Origin of the sequence: Paenibacillus sp. FSL R7-0272, from assembly GCF_037969905.1 — a bacterium.
GTDB lineage: Bacteria > Bacillota > Bacilli > Paenibacillales > Paenibacillaceae > Paenibacillus > Paenibacillus polysaccharolyticus.
Map to the genome: position 1 here is coordinate 1153636 of NZ_CP150221.1, position 21154 is coordinate 1174789.

The following is a 21154-nucleotide window of genomic DNA, read 5'->3' on the forward strand; positions in this document are numbered from 1 at the left end:
ATGTTGAAATGTTATTTGAGGCAGGGTGGGATGTGAATAGATTGGGCAATCTTAAAGGTGAGAAATATGCACTTAAATGATACGGTATGTAGAATAAACGAAATTAATTGGAGAAAAGTTGGTACTATTGTGTCTAATGAAGATGCAGATTTAGGGTATGAATTTCTAAGAAGGTTGGCTTTATTTTATAAAAATGAGGGTCTTAGACCCCAACCACCGATGTTTACTAATATTGCCAAATTACTTGGTGATACTGAGAATGAATTTCCGATTGCCATGTATTGCAATCCAGAGGTTCTGGAATTTATTGATGATTACCAGTATTTAAAAAAATATTTGAATTTTATATACAATTATCAATATTTGTTGAAAAAAAACCGGAATACACTGTTTATTTAAATGTATATGAGCCATTAATCAGAATATTGGAAAAAGGAGGATTTTTCGTCCTTAGGCCACAAGAATTAGAAATACAAAATGTGAAGTATATACCATTAAACAACTGGTATGATACGTTTTCAACAACTGAACCTTATAATATCAGTGAATAACTTCTACTACATAAAAAGTAGAGGAGACAAGTCTATGGAGTATTCACTTAAACTAAACGGAAAACAGAATGCCTTACGGATGAAGAATCTATTAATAAGTAAAAATCTTAAGGTGAGTTATAAAAAAAATGAAAACAATGATGAGTTTGATCTGGGCAACGGTTTGAAAATAAATATATATGATAATCATTTTCCGCCAAATCATCCAGCCTCTTCTTATGAAACGATGTTCCAAGAAGAGGATTTTATATATGAACAGACTATATCTTACGAATTAAAAAAAAATCAACATTATGAAATCTGTTATAAAATGATGTACGAAATCTCATTTGCAATTCTAGAATCGCTCCATGTAAGTGGAATATTCTATCACACATCCGGAGAGGAAATATTTTTTTATGCAGAAGGAACATATACGTTTAACATAACTTATCTTGAAATGCTTCAGACGAATTATGAAGAGCTTCTTGAGCATATTGAATATGAGAACTTTATGGAACGTTAAAGTTAGATTTAAAGGCACTTCTGCCATGTAAATGTAAGAGGGACTTCTTGTGTTGAATGTCTGTACGTTGTATTTATAGAAGAAGCGCTAATAAAGAAATTATTTTAAAGCGATAGTTTCTGACGATTTCGATGGTAACGAGGATTTATTATTTCAATTCCTATTTGCTCTCTTACAGGAGTATTCTGATGCAAAAGTATGGATTGAGGAAGAGTGGTTCTACACTTTTCCTGATCTTGAAAGGATAAAGGATTCATATAATAACAGTTGGTGTTACATTGATTCGATAATCATCTAGATAAAATTTCACAACTAAAACTATGAAAGACTTAAGGCACTTCTACCACATAAACGTAGAGGTGCTTCTTACTATAAAATCCAAGGAGAGCACCTCGCCATGATCCTTAAAAAACGGATTTTCAAGATCGGTTGTTGCCTTGCGTTTGTGATCTTGCTTGTTCTAACCTACAGTTTCTACAAAGAGAAAAGAATGTATGAACAATACCTGATCTCGAATATCAGCCAAGATATCGTTGATATGAAAAGTGCGATCATCACGAATGATCGTATTTTTAACCGCATACTGGAGGATGGCAAAATCATTAACGAGATGGTTGAGGACGGAGAGCAGGCAAGGCAAGTCTATTACGGTCTAATAGATATGATGCAGATCATCAATAAATATAACTTCATGAATCTCACTTTAAGTCAGGAAGCGAATTGGCTGGCTCAACCTGCAGCGTTATTTATCAATCATATAGAAGTAGGAGACATATGGCCGCAGGCGCTTCGCCGGATGCAGATGACATTCGAAAGGCTGGATATCAGCAATTATCCTGTATCCGCTGAACTAAAAGACAGAATACAGGACTACCAGGAGTTAAATCAGCGGTGGTTGAATATCGTCGGAGATTTTGAAACGAAAGTGATCGAAGAGAAGGACTGGCCTCAAATCCTATATGATCTGGAGCAAGAGACACGATCTTATTTTAAGGAGAAAAATGTTGATTTCGTGGAAGATGACGTTTGGAGAGATGCGTTGAATCCCAGGTATGATTTAAGAAAATAAGGGTGAAACAGTAAGAGGGAGGACTATAGCAGAAGCTGTAGTTATTTTTTATTGGGCTGTGGTCATAGTTATTCGCACACTCTCCGCATGTGCAGAAAACATAGTATAGGGCATATATACTGTGTTTACCGGCCTAAGGAGGGTGGCGACTTTGAAGCATACGAACAAGGTGAAAACGACTCTTCACTCAGTAAGAAAGAGACATCCTTCAACGAAACGCTGTAACAAGATTCCAAGAAAACGTAAGAAACGGTATACGATACGTAAAGCTGTGGGAAGAACAAGATGTGCTTGCAAGCAACGCGTGAGACAAAAGAAAGTATCTCGCAGATACAGAAATATTGCATTCTCTGGCAGAGGCAATGTTCCTCTCGCCTGTCCTGAGCCCACTTTGGATTCTGTCCCCGTTAAAATTGAAGAAATAAAAACAGTCAGTCTTCCCGAAACGCAGGGACTGATCGTACAACAAGGTTCCCAAAGCTTGGCAGGCCCTCGGGCTGAACAGGGTGAAGCAGGCAGTTCAGGGGCACAAGGTGTCGCTGGTTCTCGCGGTGAACCGGGAAGTCCGGGAGCTCAAGGTCCGGTTGGCCCTCAAGGTGTCGGCGGTGAGCAAGGCCCCTCTGGAGTGCAGGGACCTGCTGGTCCTCGTGGTGAACAAGGCGAACCGGGAAGTCCGGGAGCTCAAGGTCCGGTTGGCCCTCAAGGTGTCGGCGGTGAGCAAGGCCCCTCTGGAGTGCAGGGACCTGCTGGTCCTCGTGGTGAACAAGGCGAACCGGGAAGTCCGGGAGTTCAAGGTCCGGTTGGTCCTCAGGGTGTGGCTGGTGAGCAGGGGCCTCCCGGAGTGCAGGGACCAACAGGGCCTCAGGGTGAGCAAGGCCCACCGGGCAGTATCCCCGGAATTCAGATCATTCCTACATCAGACTGCTACTTTTATTTCCCTGACACTGATTTGGATTTATCGAACTCGGTTACAGTTGCTGCTGGTGAATTTGTTAATGATGAGGGAGGAAGTATATCTCAATTTGCAGGGATCGGCATGACGAGTTACTACAATCTTTATATTAATGGGATTGTACAACCTGGCAATTCGTATGTGTTAACTACAGATGATTTATTTATTCCGTCTCAAAGCGGTGTTCTGTTTGCTGAAACACCGGTCATTATCGAGATTGTTCAATTAACAGCGGTAATCATAAACAATTGAAAATGGTTATATCATCTCATCCCTCTGCCTTCACTACTCTCAAATCTACTACATATACTATGTCAGGTAGGAGGTGAGAAACATGCCACTTGTTACACCATTTCAGAACAGTTTAAGATTCGCCGCGACTATAGGGGATGGAACAGGAACCGGAGCAACGTTTGCAATTGCTGCAACGGCTTTTACGAACGATGCAGGTACAGCCGCAACAGCTTTTCCAGGCACGTTTAATTACTACAATCTCTACGTTAATGGCCTTATGCAAACAGCTGACACATCTTCGGTTACCACCACTACACTTACAATCCCCGGCGGAGATGCATTAAATGATGGCACCCCAATTGTCGTACAATTTGTAGTGTCATAAGGATTGCTTGAAGTGATTTAACAAAGCATTGTACGGCTTCTATCTGTGATAGGAGCCGTTTTTTTACTATACACTAAAATGAAAAGTTCTCTTCATTTATCTTCCTAGGGAAAGTTATTTCATTTGGGTGTATCTATACGGGAATCCTAATCATTTCAAATAAATTGTCGAATTTTCTTGGGATAGGATTTCAGACTATTCATTCAATAGTCATATTCAAAAGCAGTTTTTTAGGGTCTTTTTCCTCATTTTTAATGATAACGCTTGCGATTGGAAATCGGATTCAGTAATATTCATGTGAGTTTGTTATAACAACGATGGTTCACTGATCAAAGGGTTCGCCTAACAATCTAAATATGCTCTTTATGATTATTATATTTCTTTATACGATCAACAATTAAGATGATATATAAATCGAAGAGAGTACTTCAACGGCGAATTTCAGAATGTGAGCTAAGAATCTCTTAAGCTGGCCAGCAGACAAACGAAAGAGTTTCTTTATTTTCTTATTTTAACAGGAGGTTTATCCCTTGAAAAAAAGTCTAATGTTTCTAGCTTTGATTTTACTTGTTACCCTGTTTTCTGAGTCAACATATGCTGCAACGGATAGTCAATTTACAATAAAAAATGTATATGAATATGACAATGAAACTTATGATAAAATTAAACAATACGACAGTCTAAGCCTTGATCTGGTATCAGATAACACATTATCTATGGTTTTGGATACAGGTGAAGAAATCTTAAATGTCGATGATATTGCTTATGATTTGAATTATGATAGCGAATCGAATACAACGCTTATTTCAGCTACTGGAATGTTCCAGAATGGCAAATATTTTGTGTTGAAGTTGGGTTATGATAAAAAAGAGAACGCTAACGGGGATATCATAATTACATCAACTTCAGAAGAAGATGAATTTCCTAAAGAGAATTTTATCCGTTTTAATAATAATGAATGGATTTCTTTGAAAGATATGCATGAGGGTATCCAGGCTAATGAAAAGCCGATAGAGATTCCTTCTATGATAGGACCGATGGCTGCTGCCAATTTGCCTGTTGTAAAATCATCTAAATATGGTAAATATACTTTTTCCAATGTACAATGGAATACAACAAATTTGATGTCAAATAATGATAATAATATGCAAATTAAATTTCAACCTTTGTTATCTAATTTAGCAACATGGAAGGCACCTAATGGAAGTACAGGTCAGCTTATCAAAAAACAATCAGATATTCATACCATTTTAACTCGTTATGAATCTTATGATGTTAATTCAACATATGCTATTGCGTATACTAGACCACTTGTTAAGACGTCGAGTCAACGTACAATTCCTATTGCAATATCTTATGCAGGAATTGGAACTGAATTTCAGATTCCTATTGGCTCAAGCAATACCAGCACTGAAGGTAATCCTGCTAGATGGGATCTCAAAAGCATGTCGATTCCGCTTCAAGACAAAAGTGGGAGAGACCTCGATAAGTACACAATACAAGGTGTTACAAGCATTACGGGTAAAGGTAAAAATGTGAAGATTCAAGCTGGCGTCTATGTTAAAATTGGGGCATTTTATTCATTTGCTAACAAACCTGCTCAGTGGACTACCTTCACAGATACTTACACACACGATATAACTGCTAAAGTCCAATAATTACAGTTGCGGACGTCAGCTTTGAGGAGGAAATATGAAGAAACTGTTGCTTTTGGTATTAATGGTTACAATCATTTCTGGTTGCACTTCAAGTAATCAAGAAAAGGCTATAGATTATCTTGTGAAGAATCAAATCAATGATGCGACTGTTATCGTTTTTGGTAATAAACCGTCAGAGCGTACCTACATCATAGATTTGCAAAAGGGTCTCCAATTCATCAATGAGAACCTGAGAACAGATAATCCCATTGCAAATGTAAGTTATATTGATATTAGTGAAAAGCAACAGTATGATTTTGAGAAGATTTTTCAGATTGAAACGTATCCTCATATCATAGTATTTGAAAAGAACAAGATTGTCTTGGAAGCTCAAAAACCAGAAGAGATTGTTGAATTCTACAAGAAACAGAAATGAGTATCTGCTAAAGAGAATGTCTGTAAGTTATAATGCTTTGGACGTTCTGTTCCCGAAAATATAAAACGATAGAAGCCTCTCCTTGGTAAAATGGAAGTGTCGAGCAACCATTTTGAGGAGGGCTTCTTTAGTTTATTTAAGATATTTTTCTGGCAACGGATTTGTGGATAAAAGCAATGCGTTCCTGTACACTTGTCCACTGGATATCCACTGTATGTACTCCATAACCAAGTGCTCGCTGCCTTCGGCTACTAGAGGAAGCTGGCTATACGTCCCCATTTATCTTCTTGGATGAAGTAGATTTTGTGAGTCATGAGGGTGGACAGACCGGTGAACTTTTGGTGATTATGAGACGAGATGTCTGTTAAGATGGTGGCGATGGAGAAGAAGAACATTTTTTTGAAGAATATGTAATGATAAGTCTAATGCAAAGTGGGTTTACCTTTCTAATTACAAATGATTTAACTTAATGGTAATATGTAGAAGTAAGGATGAGAGAGGAGGGGAGTGTCATGAGAAATTTAAAGGGGTATAACTCCAGTGATAAACGAGGAAGTTATAAGTTTTGGATCATCATTGGATTCGTATTCGTTTTACTTGCTATAACGAACCCTAGTAAGGATGAGTTCGTAACATGGGTTGTAAACTCAGCAATAGAAGAGTCGGATAATGAATGGGTCAGTGCAGGAATTAATCTGCTTGGAAACCCAGTGATTAACGGAATTACGGCTCAGCAAGATTTAATATTTGTTTCTATTTTTAAAATGGAGCTGGGGTCAGAAACAACTTCCGTGTTGGGCTTTGGAAAAAGATTTTTTATTAGGCTCCCTTAACTGAGTTGAATTACGGTTTCACAGACAACGGAATAGGAGAATTATACGATGAAGTATTTAATAATCATCACTTTGATAATTGTAATTACAGGTTGTGAGTCTATTACGGATGTGGATAAGAAAGAGAATATCGTAACAAATGAGTCGAATACATATACGAGTGTTGAACATGACGAGAGCGATGTGGGATGGACCACATATCATAACAGCAGATTCGGCTTCAGTATTAGTTACCCTGGTGATTGGACAGCTGGAGAAGAATCAGATAATGGAGACGGAAAGCAGTTATATGTAGGAAACCCCGATGTTGATATTCGTGCATATGGTAGCCAAGTTTTTGAAGGTGTAGAAAATGCAGTATCAGAATCAATGAAATATCAAAGTTTAAAACTCGATAGCGAAATAAAGGCAGATATGTGGGTTGGTTATGAGGATGATATGGTTGTGATTGAAGTATCTTGGATGTCTGATGATGAAATAGAGTACCATTATTACGTTAAAGTGTCTAAAGACTTTTTTGATCGAAATGAAAATACAATAATACGTATCGCTAAAAGTATGAAAGCTATATAAGGAGAATAATTGTGAACGATTTTATATGGATTGTCATTGGTGTTGTTACATTGTTGGTTATTGCTGGGTTAGTACAACCCTCTAAAAAGAAAAAACGGAGAAACTCTAACACGCGAAAGAAACAAGCTACCAAAAAGTCGAAAAGCAATAGCTTTAATCGCTCCTCTTCTACGTGTAGAACAGATGATTTGATTCTAACCTTACCACTAGATAAAATGACGGGAGCAGAGTTCGAGCGACTACTGACACTCTATTTTAGAGACAATGGATATACGGTAAAAGAAGTTGGTGTTGGAGGTAGAGATGGTGGAGTAGATTTGGTTATCACCGATAAGCGTGGCGAAAAAACAGCGGTACAGGCAAAATGTTATGCAGATCATAACAAGGTGCAGGTGATGACTGTTCGGGAACTGGTAGGTGCAAAAAGAAATCATGATTGTATTCTCTCTTTAATCGTAACTACTTCTGATCTTACGGGTCCAGCAAGAAAAGAAGCTGATCAATTTAAAGTAGATTATTGGCACGGCGGTTTAGTTGACAGTAAACTGCGCAGTTGGGGAAAGTGGGTGCCATCTAATAAAAAGATAAAAACGGCTATCACTAAGAAAGAGCAACCTGTTTCTAAAGCAGTATCTAATGTTAAATGTAACTGCGGTGCTGCAATGGTAAAGCGTAAAAATAAAACTGGATCGGAATTTTGGGGTTGTAGTAATTTCCCAAATTGCCGTAAAACAAAGGCTGTCTGAGTAGATTTAAAAAATAAATGACCGAAGGGAGAGCGGCTTATATGTCGCTCTGCCTTCGGTCATTGTGCATCTTCAGTGTTCATTTTAAAATCTCTCGTATCACATTTTTGACTAAATGAATATTATCAGGAGAAGCTTCTCTCAGCATTGTTACAACTTCTTGGATGATTATTTCGGACTCTGTAAATTGATATTCTTCCTCCACATACGCAAATAATTGAATTAAGTTCACTTCAAGGGACTCAGCGATCTTTGCCAAGTTGACCAAAGAAACGTTCTTTTCACCACGTTCAATCTGACCTATGTAAGAAAAATGAAATCCGCCTTTTTCTCCGAGGGATTCTTGTGAATACCCTCTTTCTTTGCGTAGTGCACGAATTCTGGCTCCAACCAATTTCAAAACTTCTCTATCTTCATTCATGGTATTCACCTCTCTATGTTCAAAAGTGTAGTCAAGTTTCCTAAAGGTAAACACCAAACGAAAAGTACAAAATAAATATTTGATTACTATAAGTATCGTTTTGTTGTATAATATTGGTATTAATTCATTGGAGGGATGACAATGGCAAGAAATTGGTCCATTATCGAAGCACATTGTAATCACCAAGAAGCTTTCACTCCACGTTTTCAAGGATCTTATGACGCTATGAAATCTGAGTTCACACATAATCTAGATGACTATAGACTTCGTAATACAATATTGGACTATCACCAACATTCAAGGTATCACATCAAACTTGCCAACATAATGCATAGTCACAATCAGTCCCAGGCTTGTCTGATTCTCTGCGATTGGGCGCTGGCTTCCATGGTCAAGGCATTATATATCCAAGAGTACCATGTAGTACATCCACCGAAGGAGCTTACCATGAATGAGATTTTGCATATAGTGCATACGGATACTGAGCCCGGACTGGATATTGCTATGTTCATCGGTACGATTCAACATAGGTCTTCCATAGAAGAGTTTAACCATGATAGGAATCTACAACCAAACAACATCGAAAAGCTGCTTCAACGAACACAAGAAATACTAGAGGAGCTAGAAAACCAATTAAAGAATGATATAGAAATAAAGTAATATATTGATTTAATTTGTTATGCAAAGAGGCCGCTTTTTGAAGATAGGACTCCAGGAGTAACGGAGGCTGTGACTGTGGAAAATTTAGAGATTATCCTAATGGATTTTAGCTCCCACTTTTACGATAATAGCAGGGGAGAAGATACTGAATTTCAGGATATAACAAGTTTAGAGGAGATACTCACTCCTAAGGGAACGGGAAACCTGTTTCTGTCTGACCTTAACTTAGGGCACAATTTTATTGATGTGATGATTGTGTTTTCGTTTGATGAGAAAGACGGAGATATGACAATGAATTTCCCTGAAGAAGAGTTGTTTAGTGGAGAGAAATCCGAAACAGAGTTAAAAGTTGAAGGGTTAGTAAGATATATCTTTGATATAATGGATAAGTACGAAATTAAAAAGGTTAGAGTCGGATATGAACCAGCTACGGATGATGACACATGCTTGGTAGAGATCAATAACGGAATGAAGAACAATTTCAATGATATTGTTACAAAGTTATTGAGATAGATTCATATCATTCAAAAGCCCATTTCAACTCCCAAATGAGTAGTTATGGGCTATTTCAATTTTCCTCAATCGCTCCCGCCACTTTACAAAATCAACCCGTTCACCATTCATGGCAAATGGTATAATGGCAAAAAGGGAGATTCTGGCGCGGTGCTGGAAAGCTGCCACAGTAGAGAGGATGATATACCACATGCCTACATACAACAAATTGGTGCGAGACAAGATTCCGCATATTATTACATCCAGCGGTAAGGAGTGTCGGACGCGCATTCTGGACCCGGAGGAATATAAGCAAGAATTGAGAACAAAGCTGAGTGAAGAGTCGGAAGAATACATGAGCGCTGGAAGTGATCAGGAAGCGCTGGAGGAACTGGCGGATATGCTCGAAGTGATCCGGGCGCTGGCAGAGGTGCATGGAGCCAACGTCGCGCAACTGGACAAGCTGCGTGCAGATAAAGCCGAGGCGCGCGGAGGATTTCAGGAGAGAGTGTATCTGATCGATGTCGACGAAGCTTAATGTAAAACTGATTACCGACAATCTGGCCGATGAACTTATTACCCGGATGCAGCATGCGTCCGGGATTTATATTATGACGTCCTTTATGATGCAATCTGGAGTGAAGCTGCTTGCTCCACATCTCAAGCGGGCGGCAGAACGCGGAGCAGAAGTGCGGATGCTCGCGGGAGATTATTTATACATCACACAGCCAGAAGGGTTACGGGCGCTCTGTGAAGTTGATTCACGAATCGAAGCAAGACTTTGGCGAAGCATGGGGACTTCTTTTCACCCGAAAGCGTATCTGTTTGATCATGATCATGGAGAAGGCATGTTGATTGTCGGCTCATCCAACTTTTCATTCACGGCGCTCAAGACGGGTTATGAATGGAACTTGGCAATGAATGCGGAGGCGGAGCCGTATACGTTCCAGTCGGCATTGGAAAAGTTCATGCAGAGTTTCTATCACGAGACAACTTTGCCAGTGAACCCGGATTCCATTGCACAATATGAAGAAGAGTATCGGCAGTATCACCAGAAGAACCCGGAGATGATCCAGCGGATCACTGAGATGGAGGAAGCGGAGTTTGGCTCAAGGCTGCCAGATGTGGAGACTGAACAAGAGTCTGCTGTCTTGTCTCTTTTGTCTATTCAGCCGCGATTTGCTCAGTTGGATGCACTCGAAGCATTGAACGCCACGATGGAAGAGCAGTATGAAAGAGCCATGGTGGTCATGGCGACTGGACTTGGCAAAACCTATTTGGCGGGCTTTTTCGCCCAAAGGTTTGAGCGGATTTTGTTCATAGCGCACCGGGAAGAGATTTTGAATCAGGCGAAAAAATCGTTCCATCAGATCATGCCAGAACGTAGTCATGGAATATTTAACGGCAAGCAAAAGGATGGAGAGGCAGACTGTGTGTATGCTTCGATCTATACGCTGAGTTTGCAACGACATCGGGATGTGTTTGCTACTGATGCCTTTGATCTGATCGTGGTGGATGAGTTCCATCATGCGGCGGCGAAGACGTATATGAAGGTCATTGAGTATTTCCGTCCACAGTTTCTACTTGGCATTACGGCAACCCCGGATCGGCTGGATGGTAAGGATGTATATGCGCTGTGTGATGGGAATGTCGCGTACCAGATGCATTTTATCGAAGCAATCCGGCGCGGGTGGCTGGCTCCATTTCAGTATTACGGTGTATTCGATGATACCGACTATTCCAAAATCCGCTTAATCGGCACCAAATATGATGAAGAACAGCTTATGTCCATTCAGCTACAAGAGGAGCATGTGGAAACGATCTATGCGGCATGGATGCGACACAAGCAGACGAGAACCATCGGTTTTTGCTCATCCATTCGTCAAGCGGACTACTTGGCTGCGTATTTCCGCAGTCAGGGGGTGAAGGTGCTAAGTCTGCATTCACGTACGTCGGAAATGTCACGCGAGGAAGCCATCCGGCGGCTGGATACGGGAGAACTGGAAGTTGTGCTGACCGTAGATTTGTTTAACGAAGGAACGGATATTCCGAGCGTAGATACGTTGCTTTTCGTGCGTCCAACCGAGTCACTTACTGTATTCACCCAGCAGGTAGGTCGCGGTTTAAGATTGTCAGAAGGGAAGTCGCACTGTGTTATCATCGACCTGATCGGGAATTACCGCAATGCCGATGTGAAGCTTAGCCTGTTTGATGGACGGGGAGATGAGGAACGCGGTGGAAAAGCGCTGGACGTAGCTATACCGGAGATTCCGGATAACTGCGGCATTCATTTGGAGACCCGAGTGGTAAATCTGCTTCAGGAGTTAAGCCGCAAGCGGATGCCACGACGCGAGAAATTACATCAGGATTTTCTGGCTGTCAAACGTGAGCTTGGTCGCATCCCGACTTACCTGGAGCTTCATCTTATGGGACAGTCTAAAAGCATCGGATACCGGAGCGAATTTGGATCATATGTCGGTTTCCTGTACTGGGCGGAATTATTATCCCCGGCGGAGGGGGAAATCTATGTTCGGCACGAGGCGTGGCTGCGGGATGTAGAGAAGACGATTATGAACAAAAGCTATAAAATGGTCGTGTTGCTCTATATGTTGGAGCGAGGTGAGATACACTGGATGGAACCGATCACACCGGGTGAAATGGCTGAATTTTTCTATACGTACCTGACAGAGAAAGAGTATCGGAAACGAAAGGACTTTTCAGATAAAGGTAAGGTCGCGCTCACGGAATGGAATGAGAAAACGGAAAGTGAGATCAAGAATCTGATTATTGATATGCCCATGTCCAAGTGGAGCGGAGTCAAGGGAAGTATGACGCGGTTCGAAGATGACGTGTTCTCGCTGAATGTAGAAGTGCAGGATGCGGAGGAGCGTACAGTGTTATATCGCTGGACACAGGAAATATGTCTGTATCGGTTGCATGCGTATTTTGAGCGGGGATAATCCATTTTGAGTTAAGGAAGAATAGTACTAAAATTATCTAATAAGTAATTAAATAAATCAACAATACTAATCCATACGATTAAATATTTAGGGGAAAACAGCTTAGTAGTTAAAGCAAAAATGCCCCGAAAAATCGAATAGGATTAATGAATAAGGTGTGTGTATGATAAGAAAACCGGTTCATGTAGCAATGTACAGTGGTGGAGCTTCATCAGTATATGTGGCCTATCATATGCTAAAGACCTATGGGAGAGAAAATAGCCTTCTGTTTTTTGCCAATACTTTATGGGAACATGAGGATAGCTATCGCTTTATGCATGAGGTAGCAGATTACTTAGATATGGAAATTACCTATCGTGTAGATGGAAGAACACCAGAGCAAGTAATTTATGATTATGAATTTATTGGGAACTCTCGTCTTGTAAAGTGCGCAGATGAGCTAAAAGTTAGACAAATAATTATTTTCCTTGAAGAGCTTAGGGATGAGCATGATCTTGAACCTATTCTTTACTTTGGTACCGGGAGCCAAGAGCAACAAATGGTGGAGAATTTAAAGGAATTCTTTGCTGATTTTTTGTTTGAGCCAGTTGAAACGCGATTCCCGCTAATTTCTACTATTCTTGAAGAAATTGACATTAAGCAAATTATTGAGAAAGAATGGGGGATCAAGTTACCTATCATGTATAAACTTGGCTTTTCACACACGAATTGTGGCGGAAGATGTGTAAGAGGAGGATTCCAATATTATGCTCAGTTGTTTCAAACGTGGCCAGAAATTTATCGAGAACAGGAAAGAATGGAGGAGGAATTTCGGGGGAATTTCAATAAAAATATTTCTATTTTAAAGCGGGATGAAGGCCCTCTTACACTTCGTGAGTATCGTGATGAGTTGGAGCAGAATGGTTTACAACGATACTTAAGTTTTGATGATAATACAGTTCCATGTGTTTGTAAGTAATTAAAAAACAATTTTTTTGAAGTATCCTAAATTACAATACTCTCCGATATCTTGTCTTTGTTCGTGGCAAAGAATAATATTCCACAAACTAAAAAAAGCTTTCTTGCTTTGTCTATATAGAAGCAGATAAGCTTTTTTGCCATATCAAAATGATTTCTGAGGATTAATTAATCTTCCTTTCTGAAGAAGAATCTCGGCAATGTCGACTAACTCTTCCGAAGTAAGATCTCCTTAAAATCACCGACATATTTTCTTGTAATCATATCCTGCGTGTGAAATATACATATTCTGTTTTTGTTATTAAATATAATTGAATATATTGGATTTATGCTTAAAATATTGTAATTTAGAAAAGGTAATGATAAGATTAATATGTAAATTATAGTAAAAAAATTATAGGAGGGTTGAAGGTAATAATAAACAACTAAAAAAGGAGTTATTTTATATGAAAAAGTTTATGTCTTTAATAACAGTATTTCTATTAATGTTTGGTGTTTCTAGTTCTGTATATGCTGGTGACAGCCATATGGTAAAATTGGAATCGTTAAATATCAATTTAGATACTTACGATGAAGCTCTTCTGGAAAAACTACTTGAGGACAAGTCTTTAAGTTATGATGATGCTGTTTATTATGCTAAATTAGATAAAATAGTAAAAGAAATGGAAAAAAACGATATTGAATTTAAATTAGATGATCAACAAATTACTACTTCTATTAATGATGATTATATAAGATTAAATACTCAAGAATTCAGAGACCGAGTACTTTCTTTAGAAAAGGAAGCTGTTAAGAGCGCTTTGTTGTCTGATATTAGACTAAGAAGTGAAGGGCTTAGTGATTTACGAAATCTTTCTAAAAATTATTTATCAACTAATCAATATTCTCAACAATCATTTAAAGTTGAATATCCAGATGGCAGTTCAGTGAACTATTTCACTGAAACTGTTGAAGATGACCCACAAAACGTGATTTCCGTATTTTCTCCAGAAGAAAAAAGAGAGATTGAAAATGGATATAACAATAATAGTAATACAGATATAAAAATAGCGAGTTCACCATTTGACGGCTGCAGTCCGACGGGAGCGAGGCCTAATATAGTGGGACCTTGGAATAGTACATCTTGCATAGATCGTGAGTTTAACAAAATATATTATGATTATGGTGGTAAATGGCCAAGTGGGAAAACTTTACAGTATACTAGTAGAACGGAGTGGAGTTTCTCTTCTCCAACTAGTCACTCTAAAATTCAAGATTTATTTACTTGGCAGTGGTACGGTGTGGTTAAGAACCCAAACACATCACCTGAGTATAACTTTAGTGTTGCACCAGTAAGAGATGCAGGTAGTTCAACAAGTTCAGGGGCGGTACAAGTTGATACTGAGAGAATGAACAATATAAGTAAAAAGGGAAGTGGAACAAATGGGAGAGTACAAGGTTATGCAGACACAATTTTTAAAGTTACAAAAGCTTTTAGTGCAAGTTGGGGTGTTCTGAGTATTAACGTTGAAACAGGGCAAAAGTGGCACCAATATGCTATAACAGAGGTTGATGGTTGGTCCGAAGTAATGAAGTTTGCAGGAGAATATAAGTAATTCTCTTAAAAATAGGTAATTATATGTTATTGTATAATTACCTATTTAATCTATTTACTAAGGGAGTTCAATAAAAATGTATATAAAATTAAAACTGATTGCAATTCTCTCTGTTTTTTTTATATTACTTTCAGGGTGTGATCTTACAGACAGTAGCATAACTACAGAAAGTTCTTCGGAATCTGATAACGTTAAGAAGAAAAATATTAATGCGGAAAATATTTCACAAATATTAGAAACATATATAAAAAAGGAAAAGAGTAATATGAGTCATTTTCTAGTTACCGATTTAAAAAATTTAAAAGAACCTGATAATAATTTTTTTGCTCATTATACTTATAGAGTTAATGAAACAGACTACGAAGGAATTGCATATTTAGACAAGGTTAGCGGGATAGTAAATATTTCACGTACAGAGGAAGTAATGAAGGATACGGAGTCTCGTGTTACCAATCTTATGACAACTGGGGACTTTAACAATGCTAATAAACGATATGTTATCACAGCTGGTACAGTAAACGATCGAGATATTGATACGGTTCTTGTAACATATGTTAACCAAAATAATGTCTTCTTTAAGCTAAGTTCTACAAAAAGGAGTTTTTTAGATATTCAAGTGGTTGAGAGCGATGAACAAAGGATTGGTTTGGAACAAGTAATTGGATTAGATTCAGAACGAAATGAAATTTATAAAAGGGTTGAATAATGGGCTCGTTTTAATTTAAGTAAGTTACACCTCTTTGGTTCAATAGACAGGCTATCAATTGAAACAGAAGGGATGAGATTGCTATGAAAAAATGGATACTGTTCGCTACTGCACTATGCGTTGTCACCGTAGCCGGTGCGCTATATGCTTCAGCTACCAAAGCCAGTGCAGCAGCGTCCACACCAGAATACACCTTAACCGTGAACGGTAAAGAGATACAGACGAGTAAAACGAAATTGATGCCTTTCGAGCAAAAGGGAACGGTCTTGGTGCCTTTGCGCGCTACGGCAGAGTCTTTGGGATACAAGGTTAGCTGGATCGCAGCGGATAAAGCGACTCGTGTAGAAGACAGCATTCAATCCGTTATCGTGAAGGAAGGTAACACGCTAGCCAAGTTTACAGGGAAGTTGAAAGTCATCAATCTGACTCAGGATGTAGAATTGCCTGTGCCCGTTCAATCCAGAAAAGGCATAACGTACGTGCCTGCTTCATTCTTTGAACATTTTTTCAACGAGGTTATTGTAAAAGAGGGGAACGTGTCCATCTCAGCGCAAATGTCGAGCATCCAATAGCTACATGTCCACAACGATGTTTGAGTTAGATACGATATGGCTTGATGTTTGCAAACTGTTCATGGAAGGAAGCCCGATCGTTCCGAACCTAACCTTTGAAGATATGCTTCCACAATGGAGCATAAGTCTTGAAGGTTTTTCTTTTTTCAGGCGAGCGAACAAATCAAACAAAACAAACAAAACAAACAAAACAAACAAAACAAACAAAACAAGATCAGACCCGATACGCAACCCAACAGGCAAAAGTACATCAGCACGTATATTACTCACATAAATTACTGTAATCCGTATGTATATATCCACTCCTTTTCAACGAAAATATGGAAGAAAATACACCATCAAGATCCATATTCCATATTCTCGTCAACGTTTGAGATTACCTATGTCCCAAATGGACACATGTTTCAAAAAACGCTTCCAAAATTTCAATTCTGCCCTACCTTTTCGGCTCAGAAGCTGAGATAATGGGGATGGCTAATCCGATGAAGGATTTTAGACGACATAAGGGATAGCGGTTACATGCCGCTTGCATATGAAATGGGAGGAATAGAGATGACCACACAGGTAACAGAACTCATTCAATCAAAACAGGGACAGGCTTTGCTTGCGCAAATGTACGGACCACAGCATGTAGAGGAGCAGGGTGCCCGTTACGAGAAGCTGGACGCTTCGTTCCGCGAGCATTTCGGTGAGCAGGAGCACATGCATCTATTCAGTTCCCCGGGCCGCAGTGAGATCGGCGGTAATCATACGGATCATAACCATGGTAAAGTGCTCGCGGGAAGCATTACGCTGGACACGATTGCCGTGGCTGTGCCGACAGGCGACAACGTCATTACGTTCTACTCCGAGGGATACGACAAAAAGTATGTCATCAACCTTGCGGACTTGAAACCTAATGCGGAAGATGACGGTACTACCGGATTGATTCGTGGTATGGCGGCGGGCTTTGTAGAGCTTGGATTCAACATTGGTGGATTCAAAGCGGATATCTCCAGTAACGTATTTGCGGCTTCGGGTGTCAGTTCTTCTGCATCCTTCGAAATGTTGATCTGTACGATCCTTAACCATTTCTATAACGATGGCAAGCTGGATGTCGTAACACTGGCAAAAATCGGACAATATGCGGAAAATCACTACTGGAACAAACCGTCCGGCCTGCTGGATCAGATGGCTTGTGCATACGGCGGTCTGATCTCGATTGATTTTGCTAATTCGGCTGAACCTGTGATTGAGCCTGTGGAGTGGAATTTCCAAGAGAACGGATATTCCCTGGTCATCGTGAATACAGGTGGCAACCATGCCGACCTGACAGAAGATTATGCTTCTGTACCTAACGAGATGAAAGCCGTTGCGAAAGCACTTGGCGCTGAATACGTGCGTGAAATCTCAGAAGAAGATATTTATGCAAAATTGCCTGCGATTCGTGAGGCAGCAGGAGACCGTGCGGTATTACGTGCATTGCACTTCCTGGCTGAGAACAAACGTGTGGATGGACAGGTATCCGCTTTGCGCGAAGGACGTTTTGCTGATTTCTTGTCACTGATCACTGCATCGGGTAACTCTTCATGGAAATGGTTGCAGAACGTGTATCAAGGCGGGGCTTCCCGTGAACAAGAGATTTCCGTGGCGCTTGCCTTGACTGAGAATTACCTGTGCAACCTTGGCGATGGCGCATGTCGTGTGCATGGTGGTGGATTCGCAGGTGTTATTCTGGCGATTGTACCAAACGAGAAGGCAGAAGAGTATATGAACTGGATGCGCGGTATGCTGGATACACCAGTCATTGTCGTTAACGTGCGTCAGCACGGTTCGATCTGCTTGAATGCAGAACTGAATTAATCCGGCTTGATTATAGCTATATAAAGACAGAACGAATTCAAAAGCGGACTCGGGTAGGATTATTCCTTCCGAGTCCGCTTTTTTTGTTTTAACATGGAGATCCACCAATAGCCTCATGCTGCAACGATAGTTAAGATGGTCACTGTTTTCGAAGGATCGAATCAACGATATGTGTATATTGACGCTTGCTACTGTTTACTGCTCAGCTACATTTCGCATTTTGGAAGCAAACAGGAAGCAGGCCAGGATGTAAACGACGCTAAGTAATAGATAAGGCAATTGCAGTGAGAACAGACGGTCGAAAAAGGTTTCGCTCACGCGAACGAGCAATCCGCCCAGCAAGGTGCCGATGGCGCTTATGCCAAACGACAGAAAACGGAACACACTGCCTACACGTCCGAGCAGTTCATTTGGAACGGAGCGTTGCAGGATCGACGAACGGACCACGTTGTAGACAACAATGAAGAAGGCTGCGCAGAAGTATAGACCACCGACCACATACGCATTGGACGTTAGACCAACAGCTCCATAGAGTAGCCCCATCGACAGGATGGAGAGCAGAATGAGTTGCTTGGAACTCCAGCGTTTCCGCATATAAGCTACAGCCTGACTCCCCAGAATACTGCCGATGGTTGCAATAGAGATTAGAATACCGAAGGCATACGCTTCCAGCTGTAATACTTCACGTACAAAGAAAATTTGAGTCACCAGAATCATCGAGAACATTAACGTGATCGTTACCGACAAGATGGCCAGGCCGCGAAGAAACCGGTCTTGAAACACATACTGAATGCCGGACCACATCTCACGTTTCCAATTTTTCATCGGGCGAGTTTCCTTATCCGCCTTTTCTTCAACTTGGGATTCTTTTGATTTCGCGGGATGGAAGCTGCCGCGCAGGCCACTAATGAGTAACAACGAGAGTATAGCCGTCACGGTGTCAATGGCAAAAGGGTATACGATATGCATCGTAATAATGAAACCGCCAAGCGCTACGCCCAGAATATCACTGGTGATCAGTTGCCCGGCAGTAAATTGGCCGTTGGCTTTTTCCAGTTTTTTCTCCTCTACAACCTGAGGAATGATCGTCTGCACGGTGCTGTCAAAGACAACGCGGCTTAGACCAATCCCGAACATAAACAAGGCAAGCAGAGGTATGCTGATCCAGCCTCCCCAGATACAGATCGTCAGGAACAATAGAAATATCATCCGGGTAAAGCTGGCTCCAACCAGCATATGTTTGCGTGAATATCGGTCGATCAATACGCCAACCGGCAGGCTAAAAATCAGCCAAGGTAATCGCAGGGCAGTCATCGTAATGGATGCATATAACGTATCCGTTGTTAGGGTGGAGACAAGCCAGGGTACGGCAGCGAGCGTTAATCCATCTCCTAGAAACGTAAGGGAAAAGGCACCGAACAGCTTGGAGTAGTTTAATTTTGATTTCATATATTCCTCCGTTCGTAGATATGGTACTGGTATGTAGCGTGTAGATCGGATTCTCATGTAATAGATTAAATTAAAGGCTTTCTCTAGTACTAATTTATGTTATTTGGTAGAAATCCGCAAATTTTGGAGAGTGTATGATTCCTGTTTTCTTCAAAAGATATTGTTCATATATGCATTTATTGTCGAATTATGATGTCGAATATTGTAATAAATTGTAGATTAAATGAATAAATTACGCATTATATTAGAAAAAAGTATGGAGTGGTATAAAAGATTGGTTTTTGTTTTTTATTGTAGAAAATTGGCACAGAAAAGAGTATAGTTGAGGAAGAATTTAACTGTTGATTTCTGACATTTAGGTTGTAAACAGTATACTGGAATTTTACAGTGTATTGACCAGAATACATGCATTTATTATGAAGTTAACGGAGGGTACATATGAGTGCTTTTAAGAATTGGCTCAATTCAACCAAGCAAGGGTTAGAGGATCAAGTCAAGCGATTCAAGAACAAAGATTTCATGGATGCTGTAGTAGCTGGTTGTGCCCTGGTTGCTTTTGCAGATGGGTCCGTTGATGCCTCGGAGAAGAACAAGATGGCGGGTTACATTAACCTGAGTCAGGAATTGAAGGTTTTTGATATGACAACCGTGATTGAAAGATTCAATCATTATGTGAATAATTTCGAATTTTCCCCTGAGATCGGGAAGCAGGAAGCTTTGAAGGCGATTGCCAAGTTCAAGTCCAAACCTGAAGTAGGGCGTGTCATTGTAGGTGTATGCAGTGCTATTGGTGCTGCTGATGGTAACTTTGATGATCAAGAGCGCAGAGTAGTGGCGGAAATTTGTACTGTTCTGGGCCTGAATCCAGGTGAGTTTAGTCTCTAGAGTCTATTAGATAGAGAAGTTGAAAGGAGGTGAATATTAGTGGCCGGTATTAACTTGGTAAAGGGACAGAAAATTGATTTAACCAAAGGTAAAGCTGGATTAACCCATGTGATCGCCGGTTTGGGTTGGGACCCTGTAGCCTCGAAAGGGTTTTTCGGGAGAAAAAAACAAGCCAATATCGATTGTGATGCTTCAGCTTTGCTATTAGGTGAAAATGGAAAGTTAACCAAAGAAACAAATCTGGTTTGTTTTCATAACAAACAGAGTTTATGTAGATCTGTCGTTCACTCCGGAGATAATTTGACGGGCGAAGGTGAAGGGGACGATGAGCAAATCAAAATTAACCTCTCCGTCGTACCTGCTGATGTTCATAAAATTCTGATCGTCGTGAACATATATGACTGTGTTAATCGTAAACAGGATTTTGGAATGATTGAACGTGCTTATATTCGTATCCTGGATGGTAGAAGTTCGCAAGAGTTGGTTCGTTTTAACCTGTCGGATAGCTATGCAGGGATGACAGCCCTCATCTGTGGTGAACTGTACCGACATAGTGGCGAATGGAAATTCTCAGCTATTGGTGAAGGTGCTCATGCTGTACATATCGATGAGCTTGCTCGTCGTTATACGTAAAAATGAGGATTACCTGAAATGAATTCAGCAACTAAAATTATAGTGAGCGGAGATGAATCTT

Annotated in this window: 23 protein-coding genes; 21 read left to right on the forward strand and 2 right to left on the reverse strand. The window is 40.2% G+C overall.

Annotation, left to right across the window (positions count from 1 at the left end):
* Positions 1-57: 57 nt before the first annotated feature.
* The 10 genes from MKY23_RS04910 (at position 58) to MKY23_RS04955 (ending at position 7921) form a co-directional block, all read left to right on the forward strand.
* Positions 58-399, forward strand: a complete 342-nt coding sequence (locus MKY23_RS04910) for a hypothetical protein (protein ID WP_154984625.1) — start codon at positions 58-60, stop codon at positions 397-399.
* Positions 400-585: 186 nt separating this feature from the next.
* Positions 586-1056 (forward strand): hypothetical protein, encoded by a 471-nt coding sequence (locus MKY23_RS04915; RefSeq protein ID WP_339835866.1) that lies wholly within the window; start codon positions 586-588, stop codon positions 1054-1056.
* Positions 1057-1453: 397 nt separating this feature from the next.
* Positions 1454-2125: a hypothetical protein gene (locus MKY23_RS04920; protein ID WP_154984623.1), complete on the forward strand. Its 672-nt coding sequence runs from the start codon at positions 1454-1456 to the stop codon at positions 2123-2125.
* Positions 2126-2429: 304 nt separating this feature from the next.
* Complete coding sequence (locus MKY23_RS04925) at positions 2430-3329, forward strand: DUF4183 domain-containing protein (protein WP_154984622.1); 900 nt, start codon at positions 2430-2432, stop codon at positions 3327-3329.
* 82 nt (positions 3330-3411) lie between these two features.
* Positions 3412-3696 carry a DUF4183 domain-containing protein gene (locus MKY23_RS04930; protein ID WP_090917548.1) on the forward strand — a complete coding sequence of 95 codons (285 nt, stop codon included), beginning with the start codon at positions 3412-3414 and terminating at the stop codon, positions 3694-3696.
* A 530-nt stretch (positions 3697-4226) separates the two neighbouring features.
* Entirely contained in the window at positions 4227-5354 is a 1128-nt protein-coding gene (locus MKY23_RS04935) for a hypothetical protein (protein WP_154984620.1), read from the forward strand.
* A gap of 34 nt (positions 5355-5388) precedes the next feature.
* Entirely contained in the window at positions 5389-5769 is a 381-nt protein-coding gene (locus MKY23_RS04940) for a hypothetical protein (protein WP_154984619.1), read from the forward strand.
* Positions 5770-6281: 512 nt separating this feature from the next.
* On the forward strand, positions 6282-6602 hold the full coding sequence (locus MKY23_RS04945; RefSeq protein WP_154984618.1) for a hypothetical protein: 321 nt from the start codon (positions 6282-6284) through the stop codon (positions 6600-6602).
* A gap of 48 nt (positions 6603-6650) precedes the next feature.
* Complete coding sequence (locus MKY23_RS04950) at positions 6651-7175, forward strand: PsbP-related protein (protein ID WP_154984617.1); 525 nt, start codon at positions 6651-6653, stop codon at positions 7173-7175.
* An 11-nt stretch (positions 7176-7186) separates the two neighbouring features.
* Positions 7187-7921: a restriction endonuclease gene (locus MKY23_RS04955; RefSeq protein ID WP_154984616.1), complete on the forward strand. Its 735-nt coding sequence runs from the start codon at positions 7187-7189 to the stop codon at positions 7919-7921.
* Between the two features lie 79 nt (positions 7922-8000).
* On the opposite strand, the gene MKY23_RS04960 is transcribed toward MKY23_RS04955, so the two are convergent.
* A complete protein-coding gene (locus MKY23_RS04960; RefSeq protein WP_154984615.1) occupies positions 8001-8342 on the reverse strand; it encodes a helix-turn-helix transcriptional regulator in 342 nt (113 codons plus the stop codon).
* A gap of 141 nt (positions 8343-8483) precedes the next feature.
* Between MKY23_RS04960 and MKY23_RS04965 the strand changes: the two genes are divergently transcribed.
* The 9 genes from MKY23_RS04965 to MKY23_RS05005 all read left to right on the forward strand — a co-directional run bounded on the left by MKY23_RS04965 (position 8484) and on the right by MKY23_RS05005 (position 18126).
* Positions 8484-9002, forward strand: a complete 519-nt coding sequence (locus tag MKY23_RS04965; RefSeq protein WP_339835873.1) for a hypothetical protein — start codon at positions 8484-8486, stop codon at positions 9000-9002.
* 75 nt (positions 9003-9077) lie between these two features.
* Positions 9078-9515, forward strand: a complete 438-nt coding sequence (locus tag MKY23_RS04970; RefSeq protein WP_339835876.1) for a hypothetical protein — start codon at positions 9078-9080, stop codon at positions 9513-9515.
* Between the two features lie 190 nt (positions 9516-9705).
* Positions 9706-10032 (forward strand): nucleoside triphosphate pyrophosphohydrolase, encoded by a 327-nt coding sequence (locus MKY23_RS04975; RefSeq protein WP_339835879.1) that lies wholly within the window; start codon positions 9706-9708, stop codon positions 10030-10032.
* Complete coding sequence (locus MKY23_RS04980; RefSeq protein ID WP_339835882.1) at positions 10016-12454, forward strand: DEAD/DEAH box helicase family protein; 2439 nt, start codon at positions 10016-10018, stop codon at positions 12452-12454. The genes MKY23_RS04975 and MKY23_RS04980 overlap by 17 nt, the downstream gene beginning before the upstream one ends.
* Before the next feature lie 163 nt (positions 12455-12617).
* On the forward strand, positions 12618-13412 hold the full coding sequence (locus tag MKY23_RS04985; protein WP_339835885.1) for a phosphoadenosine phosphosulfate reductase family protein: 795 nt from the start codon (positions 12618-12620) through the stop codon (positions 13410-13412).
* A gap of 445 nt (positions 13413-13857) precedes the next feature.
* Positions 13858-15006: a hypothetical protein gene (locus MKY23_RS04990; RefSeq protein ID WP_339835888.1), complete on the forward strand. Its 1149-nt coding sequence runs from the start codon at positions 13858-13860 to the stop codon at positions 15004-15006.
* Between the two features lie 76 nt (positions 15007-15082).
* Positions 15083-15712 (forward strand): hypothetical protein, encoded by a 630-nt coding sequence (locus MKY23_RS04995; RefSeq protein WP_154984609.1) that lies wholly within the window; start codon positions 15083-15085, stop codon positions 15710-15712.
* Between the two features lie 83 nt (positions 15713-15795).
* Positions 15796-16284, forward strand: a complete 489-nt coding sequence (locus MKY23_RS05000) for a copper amine oxidase N-terminal domain-containing protein (RefSeq protein ID WP_339835893.1) — start codon at positions 15796-15798, stop codon at positions 16282-16284.
* Between the two features lie 552 nt (positions 16285-16836).
* Positions 16837-18126 (forward strand): galactokinase family protein, encoded by a 1290-nt coding sequence (locus MKY23_RS05005; protein WP_154984607.1) that lies wholly within the window; start codon positions 16837-16839, stop codon positions 18124-18126.
* Between the two features lie 195 nt (positions 18127-18321).
* Here the strand turns inward: MKY23_RS05005 and MKY23_RS05010 are convergent, their stop codons facing one another.
* Positions 18322-19575: an MFS transporter gene (locus MKY23_RS05010; RefSeq protein ID WP_186812339.1), complete on the reverse strand. Its 1254-nt coding sequence runs from the start codon at positions 19573-19575 to the stop codon at positions 18322-18324.
* Between the two features lie 438 nt (positions 19576-20013).
* On the opposite strand from MKY23_RS05010, the gene MKY23_RS05015 reads away from it, so the two are divergent.
* Positions 20014-20460 carry a tellurite resistance TerB family protein gene (locus MKY23_RS05015; protein WP_090917587.1) on the forward strand — a complete coding sequence of 149 codons (447 nt, stop codon included), beginning with the start codon at positions 20014-20016 and terminating at the stop codon, positions 20458-20460.
* A 39-nt stretch (positions 20461-20499) separates the two neighbouring features.
* Complete coding sequence (locus MKY23_RS05020; RefSeq protein ID WP_154984605.1) at positions 20500-21093, forward strand: TerD family protein; 594 nt, start codon at positions 20500-20502, stop codon at positions 21091-21093.
* Positions 21094-21154 lie beyond the last annotated feature (61 nt).

Excerpts from the sequence above, each read along its gene's own strand:
- MKY23_RS04915 (WP_339835866.1), top strand. The coding sequence starts at position 586 with ATGGAGTATTCACTTAAACTAAACGGAAAACAGAATGCCTTACGGATG.
- MKY23_RS04920 (WP_154984623.1), top strand. The coding sequence starts at position 1,454 with ATGATCCTTAAAAAACGGATTTTCAAGATCGGTTGTTGCCTTGCGTTT.
- MKY23_RS04930 (WP_090917548.1), top strand. The coding sequence starts at position 3,412 with ATGCCACTTGTTACACCATTTCAGAACAGTTTAAGATTCGCCGCGACT.
- MKY23_RS04940 (WP_154984619.1), top strand. The coding sequence starts at position 5,389 with ATGAAGAAACTGTTGCTTTTGGTATTAATGGTTACAATCATTTCTGGT.
- MKY23_RS04945 (WP_154984618.1), top strand. The coding sequence starts at position 6,282 with ATGAGAAATTTAAAGGGGTATAACTCCAGTGATAAACGAGGAAGTTAT.
- MKY23_RS04950 (WP_154984617.1), top strand. The coding sequence starts at position 6,651 with ATGAAGTATTTAATAATCATCACTTTGATAATTGTAATTACAGGTTGT.
- MKY23_RS04960 (WP_154984615.1), bottom strand. The coding sequence starts at position 8,342 with ATGAATGAAGATAGAGAAGTTTTGAAATTGGTTGGAGCCAGAATTCGT.
- MKY23_RS04965 (WP_339835873.1), top strand. The coding sequence starts at position 8,484 with ATGGCAAGAAATTGGTCCATTATCGAAGCACATTGTAATCACCAAGAA.
- MKY23_RS04975 (WP_339835879.1), top strand. The coding sequence starts at position 9,706 with ATGCCTACATACAACAAATTGGTGCGAGACAAGATTCCGCATATTATT.
- MKY23_RS04980 (WP_339835882.1), top strand. The coding sequence starts at position 10,016 with ATGTCGACGAAGCTTAATGTAAAACTGATTACCGACAATCTGGCCGAT.
- MKY23_RS04985 (WP_339835885.1), top strand. The coding sequence starts at position 12,618 with ATGATAAGAAAACCGGTTCATGTAGCAATGTACAGTGGTGGAGCTTCA.
- MKY23_RS04990 (WP_339835888.1), top strand. The coding sequence starts at position 13,858 with ATGAAAAAGTTTATGTCTTTAATAACAGTATTTCTATTAATGTTTGGT.
- MKY23_RS04995 (WP_154984609.1), top strand. The coding sequence starts at position 15,083 with ATGTATATAAAATTAAAACTGATTGCAATTCTCTCTGTTTTTTTTATA.
- MKY23_RS05000 (WP_339835893.1), top strand. The coding sequence starts at position 15,796 with ATGAAAAAATGGATACTGTTCGCTACTGCACTATGCGTTGTCACCGTA.
- MKY23_RS05005 (WP_154984607.1), top strand. The coding sequence starts at position 16,837 with ATGACCACACAGGTAACAGAACTCATTCAATCAAAACAGGGACAGGCT.
- MKY23_RS05010 (WP_186812339.1), bottom strand. The coding sequence starts at position 19,575 with ATGAAATCAAAATTAAACTACTCCAAGCTGTTCGGTGCCTTTTCCCTT.
- MKY23_RS05015 (WP_090917587.1), top strand. The coding sequence starts at position 20,014 with ATGAGTGCTTTTAAGAATTGGCTCAATTCAACCAAGCAAGGGTTAGAG.